Raw genomic sequence first — 13,941 nt, 5'->3', positions numbered from 1 at the left:
TGCGTCGATCTGGCAAGCTTAGCGCTATTTGCTAACCCGCTCTGTCAGATCACGCACCGCGCGGGTTGCCCGGCGGCGGGTGCGCTGAGTTGCTGCGCGCCCTTTATCCGCCACCTTTCCCGCAGCATAGCCAGCCTCACGCCGCAGTTCGCGTGCCTTTGCTGTGGCGCTGTCGGCCATGTCTTCGGCCTTGTCCTGACCATTGCGTGCGCCATCGAGCGCTTCGTCGATCAGTTTCATGGCATAGGCCACGACCGCGTCGGCGATCAGAGCGCCAAACGCAGAACCGCGCGTTTTCACCGCAGATCCCACCTTTTTCGAAGCGCTAGAAGCCGCACCGCCAACCGTTTCACTTACCGCTCCAGCGGCGGTCGTTGCGGCATCGTGTGCTACGCGACGTCCCGGTTTCGACATCAGGCCAAGCACCAGGCCCACCGCCACTGCTCCACCAAGGACGGTTAGCGGGTTTTTCTTCGCATAGTCTGTCGCGGCGGTAGCTGCCTCTTGTGCCGCTTCGGCAAAGGTGCGCTCTGCCATTCGGCGTTCGCCCGCCTCAATCTTGGCGCGCAATTCATCGCGTTTGGTGTCTTCAGTGCTCATCTTCATCTCCAAGGGGAGGCTCCGGCGCGGTTTCGGGGGTGGCGCCGTCCTCAAATTCGTCTTCTTCTGCTGGTAACTCGGTATCGAGCGCCTCTTCAACAGCTTCTTCAATTAAACCAAGCGCTTCCATAATCGGTCCGCGGCCCAGCCAGAGCAGCAAAATACCGATCACGACTGCAATGATGCCGCGTTTGTCGTCCGCGTGAAACTTGGCCACTTCATACACGTCTTTGGCACCGTCGCCCACTCGGCCAACTGTCCGATCGGCCACGCCTTTGGGAGAGAAGTTCGCCCGCGCGTGCTCAATATCGTCCATCAGAACCGCCCGCGCAGAATCGCGAAGCCTGCGGTCTTCTTCAAACCGTGCGTCAAGATCGCTCATGCATCACTCTCTTCATCGGGTGACGCAAACATGTAGCTCAGTTTTTTGCCGTTTTTCAGCGCGATCCAGGCCAGCCAAGCGACCAACAGCAACAGCACGCCGACCACGATCGCGATTGCGCCCCAAATTGTGACCAGAGGCTCAAGCGCGATAACCAAACCCACCGCGAGCGCCAAAAATGCGATGTTGAGCAGGATCAACGCGACAATCGCGCAGACGAGGGCAACTCCAATGGATTTGCCAGCAAGCGCCGCGCGCGTTTTTTGAAAGGCAAGTTCAGCCTCGGCGTAGTTACGCCCATTGTCGATTAAAGCCGCCAGCTCTTCTCGTAGCGATTCGTCAACAGCTTCAGCATCAGGGGGGAGGGCCTGAGACGCGGAGTGACCATTGTCATCCGCGCCGTCTTGCCCGCTCGCATTGTCCATTCAGTCCCCCTGACAGCCGCGTCGCAGCTTAACGCGATCCGCGGAAAAGGCGGGCGATCAGGAAGCCTGCGACAGCGGCGATGCCAACCGCAACAGCCGGGCTTTTGCGCACCATTTCCCGCGCATCATCGCCCAATTCCTCAACGCTTTTCGCCTCTAGCTTCGCAGAAGTTTCCGCAAGGGTGCGTGATGCAGAGCGGGCATAGTCGCCATATTGCTCACCAAAGCGATCGTCGATCTGTTCTGCAGTGTCACCAACGACTTTGCCGAGCGATGAAATCGCATCACTAGCAGCGGCTTTGCCATCTGTTGCCAATTCACCAGCACGCGCGCGCGCCTTTCCGCTATATTCTTTGACGTCACTCATTACATCGTCTCCTCGGCTCTTGGCCTGTTCACGGTATTCATCAGCGCGGGCAGTTGCCTCTGTGCGCAGCGCTGCCGCACCTGCTTTTGCTTCTTCGAGGGCTGCATTGAAGCGGCTCTTCGCCTCGACAGCAGTGCCTTTTGAAGCGGTCGCAGCTGTCTTGGCCGGAGTTTTCGCCCGCGGCTTCGCTGGTGTTTTCGCAGCAGCAGTGGATTTGCGCGGAGCAGCCTTCTTCGCGGGTGCCTTTTTCGCAGGGGTCTTGCGCGTTGTCGGTTTGGTTGGTTTCGTGTCAGCCATGTGGTCTCTTTGCCTTTGATTTGCGCGCATTTCCAGTGAGAAAGCGCAGCTGGGTGAATTGCTTCTAATAACCCCGCTTGCGCCGCTGGGTTCCGACGCATAGGGGTGCGCGAGAAAGCGTGAGGCGGGGGAGCCGGAAACGGTATGCTCCCGGTGTCTTACCTATATAGTACACATTCTCCCCGGAGGCAAATATGACCGCGATTATTGACATCCATGGACGCGAAATTCTCGACAGTCGAGGCAACCCAACCGTTGAAGTGGATGTTCTGCTCGACGACGGTAGTTTTGGCCGGGCCGCAGTGCCATCTGGTGCGTCAACAGGCGCGCATGAAGCGGTTGAACTGCGCGACGGGGACAAGGATCGCTACAAGGGCAAGGGCGTCCTGAAGGCAGTCGAAGCGGTAAATTCGGATATTCGCGACCTGCTGATCGGTGCGTTTGATGCCGAAGATCAGCGTGACATCGACCTGTCGCTGATCGCGCTTGATGGAACAGCGAACAAGGCGCGTCTTGGCGCGAATGCCATTCTGGGAACCAGCCTTGCGGTCGCCAAAGCCGCCGCCAATGCCCGCGGCCTGCCGCTTTACTCATATCTTGGCGGAGTGGGTGCGCATGTTTTGCCGGTGCCGATGATGAATATCATCAATGGCGGCGAGCACGCCGATAACCCGATCGACATTCAGGAATTCATGATCATGCCGGTCGGTGCTGACAGCATCGCCGAGGCCGTGCGCTGGGGCTCCGAGGTGTTCCACACGCTCAAAAAAGGCTTGTCTGACAAGGGTCTTGCCACCAGCGTTGGCGATGAGGGCGGCTTTGCCCCTGACCTTGCCAGCACTCGCGCGGCGCTCGATTTCATTATGGCGTCGGTCGAGCAAGCAGGTTTCAAGCCTGGCGATGACATTGTGTTGGCACTCGATTGCGCCGCAACCGAATTTTACCGCGATGGCAAGTACGAGATATCGGGCGAAGGATTGAGCCTCGATCGTCCGGCCATGGCCGATTACCTTGCCAAATTGTGCGACGATTATCCGATCCTCTCCATCGAAGACGGTATGAGCGAGGATGATTTTGAGGGCTGGGCGGCTGTCACTGCTGCGATTGGCGACCGGGTTCAGTTGGTGGGTGACGATCTGTTTGTGACCAATCCTGAGCGTCTTGCCATGGGGATCGAGCAGAAACTCGCCAATTCTCTGCTGGTAAAGGTCAATCAGATCGGCACGCTGACGGAGACTCTAACCGCAGTCGACATGGCCACACGCGCAAGCTTCACTTCGGTTATGAGCCACCGCTCAGGCGAAACCGAAGACGCGACAATCGCGGACCTCGCGGTTGCGACCAATTGTGGGCAGATCAAGACAGGCTCGCTTGCACGTTCGGACAGACTGGCGAAATACAACCAGCTCATCCGCATCGAGGAAGAATTGGGCGACAGCGCTGTCTATGCAGGGCGCGGCTGCTTTGGCGCTTTGTCGCGGTGAGTTATTCGGTTCGCTTACTATGAAATGGAGCGCCTGAGCCTTCCCAGAATTAAGGGGTCAGAGGGGGAAGGCTCAGGCACCGCCAGATGCGCAAGTCACGTCAGGTGTAAAGACGTGTCAGGCGCTATCGCTAGCTCTTGCAAAATACTCTTCCATTGCCGCGACACCGCTTTCGGTGAGGCGCACTAGGACGCGGCGTTGATCTTCCGGGTCATGTTCGCGCAGAATCAGGTCGTTCTCTGCCAAAACACCAAGCCACCGCAGGCCGGTCGTAGGCGGCGAAGCTGATCCGATACACGCGCTTGAAACCGACACAGATTTCTTCTCAACATGAGCGATGTAAAGATCGAGCAAAATGTCCCATGCCGGTTCTCCGAAAAGCTCCTCTTTGCCAAAAATCGCCGTGCGGGATCGACGATTGGCGTAAGCTGCGCGAGCCTGGCTCAGTTTGCTGCGACCACCTGTGTGAATGGGGGGGGCGGGCTGTGCTGGCTCAGGTGCAAGATGGATTGTTTGTACCGACCTTTTGGTGCTCGTATCATGCGCCGGTTCACCGCGGCGGAGCTCTTTGGCGATTTCGAGCAATTGGTCGGCGAGCATCGCAAGGCTTGTCTCTTGTTCTTGCGCGCCGCCAGACGTGTCCGCAACTCCCAAAGCGATTTCAGCCAACATCCGCTCATTTTTCATATGGTTCATGGGCGTGCCCTGCAAAGATGGGCTGCAATACTGAAGTCAGGACGTGCCATGGCAGCCTCCGCTTGGGGGAGCGATGCCAGAACGGCCGACCTCTCGATCAGGTGGCTCCCCGATCAATTTGCTAAGGTAAATGCACCATGCTGCCCATTAAGATAAAGCACCTAGAATTGCTCCAAATTGGACCAAACCTCTGAATAGAAGCGCTTTATATCACGTTAGTGCATGGAGGAACGCGCCGGGTGAAACGCCTCAGCATCACACTCAACCGGATCGTGTAATTCGGACCCAAGGCTTGCTTGATTGGACCTTAATTGCTCAATCGCCGCGTTGACATGGATGGCCGCCACGCCAGCTCCAACCTGGTCAAGCCGCCGCAGCACCTGCGCCAATTGATGCTCGCATTCCTGGAGCTCTAAGCGCTCAGCAATCTCTACTTCTGTCACGATTTTTATCCCATTCGGTGCGACCCGAATCCGTTTTTCATTTTGCCGTGCCCCGCATCACCACGTGATAATGCGGCTTATGAAGAACTTCATCCGGGAAACTACTTAGTCGGGATGTTTCGTGACTTAGCGATCAAACCTTCGAGCAAGATCGAGCATAGCCAGAGCTGCCTTTGCCGCTTCGCCGCCCTTATCCTTTTGGGCAGGATCGGCGCGGACCAGAGCTTGGTCCTCATTCTCGACAGTCAGAATGCCGTTGCCTATTGCAATGCCATCCATCGTCAGCGCCATGATAGCCCGCGCGCTTTCACCCGCGACAATTTCAAAGTGATAGGTTTCACCCCGTATCACCACGCCGATCGCCACGAAGCCATCGTAGTCACCGCTCTCTGCGGCCAAAGCGATGGCGCCCGGCACTTCCAGCGCGCCGGGGACGGTCAGAATTTCGACCTCGTGTCCAGCCTCCTCCAGCGCAGCGCGCGCGCCAGAGATAAGCATGTCGTTGAATTGCTCGTAGAAGCGCGCTTCGACGATGAGAAACTTGGCCATGAATGCTTACTCCGGAATGGGTTTGTGGTCGGTGATGGTGATGCCATAGCCTTCGAGCGCGACTAGGTCAGGGCGCGAATTCGACAAGAGCACCATGTCATGAACGCCAAGATCGGCAAGGATCTGTGAGCCAATCCCGATATTGCGGATCTGCTCGTCCTCGCTCCACGCATCGCCGCCGATGCGGTTTGTCAGGATCACGATGACGCCAGAGCCGTGCTCACCAATTGCGCTCATGGCGCGCTGCAATGTGCGTTTGCGCGGGCCGGGCTGACCCAGAACATCATCAAAGACCGAGATTGGATGGACGCGGGCGAGGGTGGGTTCGCCGGGAACCACATGACCTTTTTGCAGTACATAGGCTTCGCCGTCGGAGACGCGGTTGCGATAGGTGATGAGCCGCCATTGGCCACCATAATCGCTTTCAAAACTGCGTTCACCCAAGCGCTCGACCAGGTGATCATTGCGCATGCGATAGGCGATAAGATCGCGGATTGTGCCGATTTTCAGGTCATGCTTGCGCGCGAAAGTAACAAGATCATCCAGCCGAGCCATCGTGCCGTCTTCGTTCATGATTTCGCAAATCACACCTGACGGGTTGAGACCAGCGAGCCGTGAGATATCTACGGCAGCCTCTGTATGACCTGCGCGCACCAACGTACCACCATTGCGGGCAGTGAGCGGGAAGACATGGCCGGGTGTCACAATGTCGTCCGCACCCTTGGTCGCGTCAATTGCGACAGAGACGGTGCGCGCACGGTCTGCGGCGGAGATCCCGGTGGTGACGCCTTCTTTTGCCTCAATCGAGATTGTGAAGGCGGTCTGCATGCTTTCCTTGTTGTTGCGGCTCATCGGCTCAAGACCAAGAGCGTCAACACGCGCCTTGTCCAAGGCAAGACAGATCAACCCGCGGCCATGGGTCGCCATAAAGTTGATCGCAGCAGGCGTCGCCATTTGCGCCGGGATGATGAGGTCGCCCTCATTCTCGCGGTCTTCATCATCGACAAGGATATACATCCGGCCATTGCGTGCTTCGTCGATAATCTCTTCAATCCCGACCAGAACCGGGCGATCATCATTAGCGTCGAGAAAGGACGCAAGCTTTGCGAGCGTGTCTGCCGTAGGGTTCCAGTCCCCCTCGGTCGCATCGCGCAAAGTGTTGGCATGAAGACCGGCAGCGCGGGCGAGCCCGGCTTTGGTCATTTCACCGCCATCAATGAGATCGCGGACGCGTGTGATGATTGATGTGTCCATCTCGCCTTGATATCACATTGAAATGTGATTGCAAGGCCTGCGCCATATTTCGATGTGATGGTGGACGCACTAGGGTTCGAACCTAGGACCCGCTGATTAAGAGTCAGCTGCTCTACCAACTGAGCTATGCGTCCGTTCACGATGTCGTGATCGCGCCATATCCGGGGAGGGTGAACTGCACGTCCCGAATCACGCGAGGCGCTGCATATAGCGCGCCTTATTGAGATGAAAAGGTCTTGCGCGGGTTTCTGCGGGTTTCACGCAGCGTCGCGCTCACCCTCTTTCGATAGTCGCAGTGATGCATCATCGCTCAAAATCACACGCGATTCGAATTCGTCACTGACATTTTGATCAATCGATACAATCTCAGCCATGCGCATCTGAGCCAGAACGGCGAGCGCTTGCTGTTGCTCCATATCACAAATCGTGTGGAGCTGGCGGATGGTGGTCGTCTCGCCAATGAGCTGGCGTGAAAGCAGTGCGGAGGCCAACTGTGTCATCGAAACCAGATCGCCTTCAAGCGGTGGCATAGTGTCGCCCTCGCGCTGAACCCAGCGACGGTAAATAGCTGAAATGACTTCCCTAACGCGAAGCATGGCGGAACCTTCACAACGAACAAAAAACGGTGCCTGGCGACAAATGCTGCAATTGGGGGGCGCATCACCGCCGCCAGGACTTTAACGCTCAACAAGTAGCCACATTATTCGCAGCTGCGACCCGAACGCTTGGCCTCAATGGGCCTGTGCATATATGGAGATGGCTTACGTTTACGGAAAGTCGCCCATTAGGGGGACTTCTGGTATAAACTTGTATCATGCAGCGGTATTTCGATCAGATCGAGGCGCTGAGCGACATCAGCCAGGTACTGAGTTACGCGCGCGACGCGTTCACTCAGCAGGGGGCTGTGCGCATGTCTTACCACGTTACGCCCCTGTTCGATGAGCCCGTATCACTGACGACCGCAGTTTACGCGTCTGGATTCAGCGAGGAGTGGCTGGCGCTTTATGATAAAGCGGATTTCCGGGCCAATGACCCTATTCCGATCCGGGTTATGCAGCATGGTTCGATGCTGACTTGGGCAGAGGCAATGGAAGCTGGTCCCAACACGCCGGAGAATGAAGAATACTTTGCCGCAATGCGTGAGTACGGATTGATCCATGGCGCTGGGATACCATTATTCGGACCCCATGGGCGCGATGCCTATTCAGGCTTTGATTTTGGCAAACCCATTCTTGAGGTCGAGCCAGAAGCTCTGGGCATCGTCCGCAGCGTGGCGCAGGCAGGTCATCAGCGAATTTGTGTGCTGCTGGATCAGGCCGCGCAAGTGCCCGCTTTGTCAGAGCGCGAGATCGAGGTGTTGACGTGGACGGCGCGCGGAAAGTCTACCGGTGCGATTGCAACAATCCTCGATTTGTCACCCGACACGGTGAAGACCTATTCGAAGCGGATATACTCCAAATTAGACGTATCAGATCGAGTTGGTGCAGTCGTGAAGGCGCTGCGCATGGGCCTCGTGCGCGTATAAGTCGCGACTAGTGCGACAGCCCACCGCGCGGGGCTTTACGATTTCAACTGTTCACCATCATCAATGCGCCAATACAGATCATATTGGTCAGCATCGAAGACCCGCCATGGCTCATAAAGGGCAGGGGGATACCCACCACCGGTGCCATGCCCATCACCATCAACAGATTGACCGCGATGTAGAAGAATATGGTTGCTGCCATCCCGGCGGCCAGCAAGCTTGCAAAGCGATCTTGGCTTTTGCGCGCCACCGTCAGACCCCATTGCAGGATCACGCTGAATACTGCGAGTACGAATAGCCCCCCGACCAGGCCCCATTCCTCTGCCATCGTTGCGAAGGCAAAGTCGGTGTGCGGCTCGGGCAGATATTGCAGGTGGCTTTGTGATCCGTTGTTGAACCCCTTGCCAAAGATCCCGCCAGAACCAATCGCGATCTTGGATTGGGCGATGTGGTAGCCCGCTCCCAATGCATCTGCTTCCGGGTCAAACATCGTCATGATCCGCCGCTGCTGGTATTCTTGCAACGCGAAGAAGAAGAGCAATGGCGCAGCGGCAGCGCCTGCCACGCCTGCGCCAATGAACCATTTGAGCGGCAGTCCGGCGAGCAGCATCACAATCCCACCGCCAAAGACAATCGCCAGCGATGTACCAAGATCAGGTTGAAGCAGCACGAGGCCAACGGGCATTCCGATTAGAACTGCCGGAATGATGACTGCACGCCAGCTTGTGATCATGCCGACTGGTAGTGAGGAAAAGTAGTGTGCAAGTGTCACAACGATCACCGGCTTCATCAATTCAGATGGCTGCAAAACCATGAAGCCAAGGTCGAGCCAGCGCTGGCTTCCCCCACGCAAGGCTCCCAAAATCTCCACTCCGACCAGCAGCAGCAGCACGACAATATATGCTGGGTAGACCATAAAGCGCACAAATTCGCGCGGGAGCGAGGCAATCACCGATGCGATGACCAAGCATGCGCCAAAACGAATAAGGTGCGAGGATGCATAGGGCGTCATCGAACCGCCTGCTGCTGAATACAGTACCGCGGCACCGAACAGGACTAGCAGGAATAGGGGGATCAACATGCCCCATGGCTGACGCGCGATCGGATCAGGAATAATGCCGCTGCGAGTGGTGGCGTACATCATTCGCCCCCCTGCAATCCGTCGGTCGGCAGGCTACTTGCTTGCAATCCACTGGCTTGCAAGTCGTCAGGAGGCGGGCTTTCTGGCAATGAAGCACTGTTGATGTCACCGCGCGGTTGCACAAAGCTTTCGCCGATTTCTTGCGTTTCTTCAGCAGCGACGCGGGCTTCGGCTTCGACTTGGTCGAAGATGTCTTCGTCGCGGCGGGGAGGGGGCGTAACCGTCGTCCCTTGCTCTGCGGCATAGGCTATATAGCGCCGCTCAAGCCGTTCCTGCGCGGTGCCGCCCCATTGCCGCTCCAGCGCTTGAAGCGCTTCAAGTCCCTTTTGCGGATCGAACATGAACGTCATGACATCGCGCGCAATCGGATAGGCGGAGCCCGAACCGCCGCCATGCTCGATCACAACTGCGCCTGCATAGCGCGGATTGTCGAACGGGGCGAAGAAGGTGAACAGGCCGTGGTCGCGATACTTCCACGGTCCGCTGCGGCCATCGGAGACGCTTAGCGATACGACCTGTGCCGTTCCGGTCTTGCCAGCGATCTGAATGTCATCAAACGGCAGCCGCGCGCGCCGCGCTGTGCCCGCACCGTTCACGACATCGCTCATCGCCTGATTGATATACTCCATTTCGTTGGAGCCGAAATTGTAGTCTGTTGCTGCAGTGGTCTCATCACCCATCACCAATCGCGGAAAGAGCGCTTTGCCGGTCGCCAGACGCGCGCTCATCACGGCCAATTGCAGCGGGCTGGTGAGGTAATAGCCCTGACCGATGGAGGCGTTGACCGTGTCAAAGCTTTGCCACTCGCGGCCAAATTTGTTGAATTTCCAGTCGGGCGTTGGAACGGTGCCATAGAATTGACTGGTGACGGGCAGGGGGAATTCCTGACCCAGCCCCAATTCCTTCGCAAAATTGGCGACACTGTCGAAGCCGACTTGCTGAGCGAAGTGGTAGAAATAGCTATCGCAGCTCTGCGCGATAGCCTTGTTCATATTCACCACGCCGTGATTGGAGTGGCAATTAAAGAAGCGGTTGCCGATGCGCCGCCCGCCCCCGCACACAATTGTCTCATTCGGGTCGATTCCGGACTTGAGGAACGACATGCAATGCATCGGCTTAACGGTTGAGCCGGGCGGGTAGAGACCTTTGAGCACTTTATTGCGCAGCGGTACACGCTGATCGTCGCGCAGCATCGCATATTCAACACTGCCGATACCGTCAGAAAAGCTATTGGGATCAAAGCTGGGCATCGACGCCATGCAAAGCAGGTCACCCGTCTGGCAGTCCATCACGACGACAGAGCCGCTTTCCAACCCGATGCGGCGCGCGGCATAGTCCTGCAACGGACCATCAATGGTCAGCTGAACGGGGTCGCCCTGAATATCGTCACGCGTTTCAAGGTCGCGCACAATCCGACCGCCAGCGGTCACTTCGACACGGCGCGCACCGGGAACACCGCGCAAGTCTTGTTCGAATTGCTTCTCCAGACCGTCTTTGCCGATCTTGTGACCAGGCGTGATCAGGATGGGGTTGCGGTCCTGCTCATACTCTTCAGCATTGGCGGGGCCGACATAGCCGATGAGGTGGCCGACAGAGGAAGCGGTGGGATAAAAGCGAGAAAAACCACGCTGCGGAACCACGCCCTGCATATCCGGAAGCCGAACGCTGAGCGCTGCGAACTCTTCATAGCCAAGCCCGCTTGCCACCTCGACCGGGGCAAAGCCGCGCGCATCGGCGATCTTGGTTTTGAGGTCGGAAATGCGCGTCGGCTCCAACGACAGCAATTCACCGATCTGATCGATCATCGCATCGGGATCATTCAACCGCTCTGGGATCACATCCACGCGAAAATCGGCCCTGTTAGAGGCAAGCGGCGCGCCATTGCGGTCCAATATCCAGCCACGACGCGGCGGGATCAGCGTGAGGTTCACCCGGTTGCTTTCGGATTCGAGCCGGTATTTCTCATTCTCGGCAATCGCGAGATAGCCCATGCGCCCAGCCAGCAGCACACCGATGCCATATTGCATCGTGCCAATCACTACCGCGCGGCGATTGAATGTGTTGCGCAATGTTGAGGCGTTGACGATTGGCCCGCGCTTTTTTGCGCCGGTGTTCAGTTTGAAGAACCGCTTCATGCGATCCTCCGCGTGCGATAGAGCCGGAACTTATCCAGCCACGCAATGAACCTCGCGATCAGAGGGTAAAGCAGAATAGCGACCACAATCTGCGGGATTGTCGCGATGATGAGATGAGGGGTGATTTTCGCGCCGGACACAAGCATGGCGGTGAGGATATAGAGCAGCAGGGTTAGACCGGCGGTGAACCAGTCTTGCCAAAATCCGCGCCATGGAAAGCGTGTTTCAATGATCTCAAGCACAATCATCGTCAGCGACCATAGCAGAATTGCGCTGCCAAGGGGCTGACCGCTGAAAAGATCATCAAATGCACCCAATGGCACGCCTGCCCATAGTGGCAGAAAGCCGGGACGCATCAGCCTCCATCCCAGAAAAATCATAAAGCCGAGTGGCGGGATTAAGGGCGATACGTCAGCCAGAAACCAGAACGGGATCAGCGAGCCGATGAGGATCGCAATGTAGGGAACCGAATTTGCGCGCCACGGCGATTGGACAAGGTTGATCCCCCCGCGGCCATAGGCGCGGCGTTGAGAGGGTGGGGCGAGCCTGTCCCTCAATCACCCAGCTCCTGATCGGCGAGTTCTTCATCGGTCAGCTCATCGCGCTCACGCACACCGGATGCTTCCACGGCCAGCGTTTCGTGCACCGGCTCGACCACGACGTAATTGGTTGCAGAAGGCTCTGCGATAAGCCTTGCAATGCCGCCATCCGATGTAACTTCGCTGAGCACGGCAACCGCAACACCGGGGCGGTAATAGCCTCCCGCGCCTGAGGTCACGAAGACATCGCCAATTTCCAGTGGGTTGAGGCCCAGATTGATCAGGCGGATGCGCAGAAAGCCATCGCCGCGCCCCTCGGCAAAGGCGACCGTTTGATCCGATGCGCGGCGCACAGGCAGCACACTTTCACTGTCAGTCAGCAGCAGCACACGCGATGATGCGCGCGATGTTTCAAGGATGCGCCCGATCACTCCGCGCTCGGAGTGAACCGGCATGCCGATTTCAACGCCATCGCTCGTGCCGACGCCAAGATAGGCGAAGCGTCGCGCCGAGGATGCGCTCGACCCGACCAACCGCGAATAGGCTATGGGCGCGACGTCTTCTTCGGCCAATCCGATTAGCGCTTTAAGTCGGCGGTTCTCGGCTTCCACGGCTTCGGCTTCTGTCAAGCGGATACGGGCGACCTCAACCTCATCGCGTAAAGCTGCATTCTGGCTGCCCGCATTCCAATAGCCGGTGATCGTGTCCCAGACATTGTTCCCGCCAGCGCGCACGGTCGCAGGCGCTTCGCCCACGGTCGCGCTCACATCATTAGCAGTTCCGCGAATGGGTTGAAGTGCCGCTGGCTGCCACAGCGAAAGGGCAAGCAATGCCAGCCCCAACACCGCTCCAAGGGTCGCAAGCAGGTATCCGGTAAAAACCGAATATCGCTGCTTTTTCGAAAAGCCTGTTCGACGCGAGGATGGCTGCGCCATGACCTTTCACTATTCCCTTGTTTCTATGCTCCAGCGCATCTCCGCGTGGAAATGGTTGCTCAATCAGGCAGTCATCAAGACGCCGCGGTAAATTGGATCTTCCATCGCCCGGCCAGTGCCAATGGCAACGCAGGTGAGGGGGTCTTCGGCGATGGAGACAGGCAGGCCGGTTTCTTCGCGAAGATGCTCATCCAAACGGCGGATCAAAGCGCCGCCGCCGGTCAGCACGATGCCTTGGTCGACAATGTCAGCGGCCAATTCAGGGGCGGTGTTTTCCAGCGCAATGCGAACGCCTTCAACGATGGCGCCGATTGGTTCAGACAACGCTTCCGCCACATGCGCTTGGTTGATTGTGATTTCTTTTGGCACGCCGTTCACAAGGTCGCGGCCTTTGAGAGTGATTGTCTCACCAACACCGTCTTCAGGAACGACAGCGATGCCGTAATCCTTCTTGATCCGCTCCGCAGTGGAATCGCCGATCAACAGGTTGTGATGTCGACGAACATACGAAACGATGGCTTCGTCCATCTTGTCCCCGCCGGTACGCACTGAAGTCGTATAGGCCAATCCGCGAAGCGAAAGGACTGCAACTTCCGTGGTGCCGCCGCCAATATCGACCACCATAGAACCCACAGGCTCTGTCACCGGCATATCTGCACCGATTGCGGCCGCCATTGGTTCAAGGATCAAATGCACTTCTGATGCGCCAGCGTTCGAGGCTGCATCGCGGATCGCGCGCTTTTCAACCGATGTTGAGCCCGACGGCACACAGATCACGATCTCAGGATAGCGGAACATGTTTTTGCGGCCATGCACTTTGCGAATGAAGTGCTTGATCATTTCCTCTGCGATTTCGATGTCGGCGATAACGCCGTCACGCAAAGGACGAATGGCTTCGATGGTGTCAGGCGTCTTGCCCATCATCATCTTCGCATCATCACCCACGGCTTTGACACGCTTGATCCCGTTGATCGTCTCAATCGCGACCACTGAAGGTTCGTTTAGAATGATGCCTTGATCCTGGACATAGACCAGCGTGTTCGCGGTGCCCAAGTCGATGGCCATGTTCTGTGACCCGAATTTGAACAGATTGGCAAAAAAGCTCATTTTATCGTTTTTCCGTATTTGGACCAATATGAGCGGGGGTGCCTGAACGAAGCGCTCAGGAT

16 protein-coding genes and 1 tRNA gene are annotated in these 13,941 nt (G+C 57.3%); 2 read left to right on the top strand and 15 right to left on the bottom strand.

Annotated elements, in window-relative coordinates; all coding sequences use genetic code 11:
• Positions 1-24 precede the first annotated feature (24 nt).
• The 4 genes from AC0V6N_RS06120 to AC0V6N_RS06105 are packed head-to-tail and all read right to left on the bottom strand — an operon-like array spanning position 25 to position 2,071.
• Positions 25-600: a hypothetical protein gene (locus AC0V6N_RS06120; RefSeq protein WP_486170701.1), complete on the bottom strand. Its 576-nt coding sequence runs from the start codon at positions 598-600 to the stop codon at positions 25-27.
• Positions 590-982, bottom strand: a complete 393-nt coding sequence (locus AC0V6N_RS06115) for a hypothetical protein (RefSeq protein ID WP_486170700.1) — start codon at positions 980-982, stop codon at positions 590-592. Before AC0V6N_RS06115 ends, AC0V6N_RS06120 begins: the two co-directional genes overlap by 11 nt.
• Positions 979-1,407 (bottom strand): phage holin family protein, encoded by a 429-nt coding sequence (locus tag AC0V6N_RS06110; protein ID WP_486170699.1) that lies wholly within the window; start codon positions 1,405-1,407, stop codon positions 979-981. Before AC0V6N_RS06110 ends, AC0V6N_RS06115 begins: the two co-directional genes overlap by 4 nt.
• 28 nt (positions 1,408-1,435) lie before the next feature.
• Positions 1,436-2,071, bottom strand: a complete 636-nt coding sequence (locus AC0V6N_RS06105; RefSeq protein ID WP_486170698.1) for a hypothetical protein — start codon at positions 2,069-2,071, stop codon at positions 1,436-1,438.
• A gap of 194 nt (positions 2,072-2,265) precedes the next feature.
• Here AC0V6N_RS06105 and eno point away from each other — a divergent pair, with 194 nt between their 5' ends.
• Positions 2,266-3,555 (top strand): phosphopyruvate hydratase, encoded by a 1,290-nt coding sequence (gene eno / locus AC0V6N_RS06100; RefSeq protein WP_486170697.1) that lies wholly within the window; start codon positions 2,266-2,268, stop codon positions 3,553-3,555.
• A gap of 117 nt (positions 3,556-3,672) precedes the next feature.
• Here the strand turns inward: eno and AC0V6N_RS06095 are convergent, their stop codons facing one another.
• The 6 genes from AC0V6N_RS06095 to AC0V6N_RS06070 all read right to left on the bottom strand — a co-directional run bounded on the left by AC0V6N_RS06095 (position 3,673) and on the right by AC0V6N_RS06070 (position 7,093).
• Positions 3,673-4,251 carry a winged helix DNA-binding protein gene (locus AC0V6N_RS06095; RefSeq protein WP_486170696.1) on the bottom strand — a complete coding sequence of 193 codons (579 nt, stop codon included), beginning with the start codon at positions 4,249-4,251 and terminating at the stop codon, positions 3,673-3,675.
• Between the two features lie 215 nt (positions 4,252-4,466).
• Positions 4,467-4,694: a hypothetical protein gene (locus tag AC0V6N_RS06090; protein ID WP_486170695.1), complete on the bottom strand. Its 228-nt coding sequence runs from the start codon at positions 4,692-4,694 to the stop codon at positions 4,467-4,469.
• A 126-nt stretch (positions 4,695-4,820) separates the two neighbouring features.
• The gene (gene ribH, locus AC0V6N_RS06085) at positions 4,821-5,243 is read right to left on the bottom strand and encodes a 6,7-dimethyl-8-ribityllumazine synthase (RefSeq protein WP_486170694.1); all 423 of its coding nucleotides are present in this window, start codon (positions 5,241-5,243) and stop codon (positions 4,821-4,823) included.
• A 6-nt stretch (positions 5,244-5,249) separates the two neighbouring features.
• Positions 5,250-6,497 (bottom strand): 3,4-dihydroxy-2-butanone-4-phosphate synthase, encoded by a 1,248-nt coding sequence (gene ribB, locus AC0V6N_RS06080; RefSeq protein ID WP_486170693.1) that lies wholly within the window; start codon positions 6,495-6,497, stop codon positions 5,250-5,252.
• A gap of 58 nt (positions 6,498-6,555) precedes the next feature.
• Positions 6,556-6,631 (bottom strand) — tRNA-Lys (locus tag AC0V6N_RS06075).
• Positions 6,632-6,754: 123 nt separating this feature from the next.
• Positions 6,755-7,093: a hypothetical protein gene (locus tag AC0V6N_RS06070; protein ID WP_486170692.1), complete on the bottom strand. Its 339-nt coding sequence runs from the start codon at positions 7,091-7,093 to the stop codon at positions 6,755-6,757.
• Positions 7,094-7,311: 218 nt separating this feature from the next.
• Here AC0V6N_RS06070 and AC0V6N_RS06065 point away from each other — a divergent pair, with 218 nt between their 5' ends.
• On the top strand, positions 7,312-8,022 hold the full coding sequence (locus AC0V6N_RS06065) for a helix-turn-helix transcriptional regulator (protein WP_486170691.1): 711 nt from the start codon (positions 7,312-7,314) through the stop codon (positions 8,020-8,022).
• A gap of 43 nt (positions 8,023-8,065) precedes the next feature.
• Here AC0V6N_RS06065 and rodA read toward each other — a convergent pair whose 3' ends face one another.
• From rodA to AC0V6N_RS06040, 5 genes are all read right to left on the bottom strand, one after another.
• A complete protein-coding gene (gene rodA, locus AC0V6N_RS06060; protein ID WP_486172433.1) occupies positions 8,066-9,163 on the bottom strand; it encodes a rod shape-determining protein RodA in 1,098 nt (365 codons plus the stop codon).
• Positions 9,163-11,298, bottom strand: a complete 2,136-nt coding sequence (gene mrdA, locus AC0V6N_RS06055) for a penicillin-binding protein 2 (protein WP_486170690.1) — start codon at positions 11,296-11,298, stop codon at positions 9,163-9,165. Before mrdA ends, rodA begins: the two co-directional genes overlap by 1 nt.
• Positions 11,295-11,855, bottom strand: coding sequence for a rod shape-determining protein MreD (locus AC0V6N_RS06050; RefSeq protein ID WP_486170689.1), 561 nt, complete (start codon positions 11,853-11,855; stop codon positions 11,295-11,297). The genes mrdA and AC0V6N_RS06050 overlap by 4 nt, the downstream gene beginning before the upstream one ends.
• Positions 11,852-12,772 (bottom strand): rod shape-determining protein MreC, encoded by a 921-nt coding sequence (locus tag AC0V6N_RS06045; protein ID WP_486170688.1) that lies wholly within the window; start codon positions 12,770-12,772, stop codon positions 11,852-11,854. Before AC0V6N_RS06045 ends, AC0V6N_RS06050 begins: the two co-directional genes overlap by 4 nt.
• Positions 12,773-12,835: 63 nt before the next feature.
• A complete protein-coding gene (locus AC0V6N_RS06040; protein WP_486170687.1) occupies positions 12,836-13,879 on the bottom strand; it encodes a rod shape-determining protein in 1,044 nt (347 codons plus the stop codon).
• Between the last annotated feature and the right edge of the window lie 62 nt (positions 13,880-13,941).

The sequence above is a fragment of the Erythrobacter sp. S57(2025) genome, assembly GCF_057365055.1.
The sequence above is the reverse complement of the archived record's forward strand: the minus strand, read 5'-3'. Positions and strand labels throughout refer to the sequence as shown.